The sequence below is a fragment of the Streptomyces sparsus genome (assembly GCF_054776295.1).
In genome coordinates this window covers 1-1469 of sequence record NZ_BAAHCA010001094.1, presented here as the reverse complement: position 1 = coordinate 1469, position 1469 = coordinate 1, and the positions used below count along the sequence as shown (strand labels likewise).

General features: G+C 74.7%; 2 protein-coding genes and 1 pseudogene. 1 reads left to right on the top strand and 2 read right to left on the bottom strand.

From position 1 onward, the window contains the following. Both ACYVE9_RS26575 and ACYVE9_RS26570 read right to left on the bottom strand, forming a co-directional pair. Positions 1-485 (bottom strand): annotated as a pseudogene (locus tag ACYVE9_RS26575) (NYN domain-containing protein); the annotation flags it as partial. A gap of 20 nt (positions 486-505) precedes the next feature. Continuing rightward, positions 506-745, bottom strand: coding sequence for a hypothetical protein (locus ACYVE9_RS26570; RefSeq protein WP_461030444.1), 240 nt, complete (start codon positions 743-745; stop codon positions 506-508). Between the two features lie 321 nt (positions 746-1066). On the opposite strand from ACYVE9_RS26570, the gene ACYVE9_RS26565 reads away from it, so the two are divergent. Then, on the top strand, positions 1067-1348 hold the full coding sequence (locus ACYVE9_RS26565) for an Lrp/AsnC family transcriptional regulator (protein ID WP_461030443.1): 282 nt from the start codon (positions 1067-1069) through the stop codon (positions 1346-1348). Positions 1349-1469: the final 121 nt, after the last annotated feature.

Sequence of the window (1469 nt, the reverse complement as noted above, 5' to 3'; positions counted from 1 at the left end):
CGGAGCCGGGCCGTTTCCCGCTTGGCCTCCTCGCCGGCGCGCTCCGCCTCTGCGCGCTGCGCCTCCTCACCGGCGGCGGCGACCAGCTTCACCCAGCCCTCCGGGCGGAGCACGTACGCCGCCGCGGCCACGTCCACCGGGTCGGCGGCGGCCGGGGGCACGCCGCCCTCCACGGCCTGCGTGAGCTCCGGTTCGAGCTCACGCAGCCGTGTCGCGATGCGCTGACGGAACACCGCGTCCCAGGCCAGCGCGGTGGCCATCGCGTTGCCACCGTACTTGGCCCGCCGGGCGGGCGTGAAACGGGCGTACTGACGGAGCTGGGCGGGCAGTTCCGCCACGGTCAGCCCGCCGAGGGCGTCACCGGTGTACGCCACCACCCGGCGCCGCACCCGCTCCGGCAGCGGGCGGTCGAGCGCTTCGGTGTGCTCGCGCCTGTCGCCTCCCGGCTCCGTCGGGTCCGGTTCGCCGCCCGTCCGTTCCTGCACCGCTCACACCCGCCCGTCCGTCAGACCTGGGCGCCGGGCCGGTCCACGAGCTCGACCTGGTCCACCGCGTTGCACCAGCGGCAGCGCACCGACTCGACGTCCTCGCTGAGCACCTCGGTCTCCTCCACGGAGGGCTCTCCGGCCAGGTCGAGGTGCACGTACTCCACCACCCGGCTGGTACGGGTCACGTCGAACCGGGTCAGGTTGCCGCACAGGGTGCAGCGCCAACGCGTCGCCTCGGTGGGCGGAGGGACCGGCATATGTCGTCCTCTTCTTCGCTCGGGGGCCCGGGAGCTGCGGAGTACCGGGCTCGCGTCATCACCGCAACCCTACGGCCTGGCGGCCCCCGCGTGTGTCGGACCGCCGCGGGCCGGCACCGGGCCGCCCACGATCCGGCCACCTGCCGGTGCGCGTCGCCGCGGGCCGGTCCGGTGGCCGGAGCCACGAACCCTCGTCCGTCCGCAGTGCCACCCCTCCTCGGAACCGGGTGCGCCCGACGGGCTTCCGGCACCCCGGAGCCGCCCCGGGCGTGCGGATAGAGTGAGCGGGCCAGCTCAGGCGACCGAGGGAGAGACCCAGACGTGATCACTTCGATCGTGCTCATCAGGACCAGCACCGACCGGATTCCCGAGATCGCCGAGCAGATCGCGGCTCTCGAGGGCGTCAGCGAGGTGTACTCGGTGACGGGCGCGCACGACCTGGTGGCGATGGTGCGGGTGGCCCGGCACGACGACCTCGCCGAGGTGATCCCCGGCCGGATCAGCAAGGTGCCCGGCGTGCTCTCCACCGAGACCCACATCGCCTTCCGCACGTACTCCTCGCACGACCTGGAAGCGGCCTTCGCCATCGGCCTGGACTCCTGAGCGACACGCCCCGGACCCACACCGTGCGGCCCCCGGTGAGGCCCGCACGGCGGCGGACCCGCCGAGCGGGCCCGCCGTCCGCCGGGGTCGCCGTCCTCAGGCCGGTGCGGGGCGCGTCGAC

Coding starts and splice junctions, on each gene's coding strand:
- ACYVE9_RS26570 (WP_461030444.1), bottom strand. CDS start 745: ATGCCGGTCCCTCCGCCCACCGAGGCGACGCGTTGGCGCTGCACCCTG.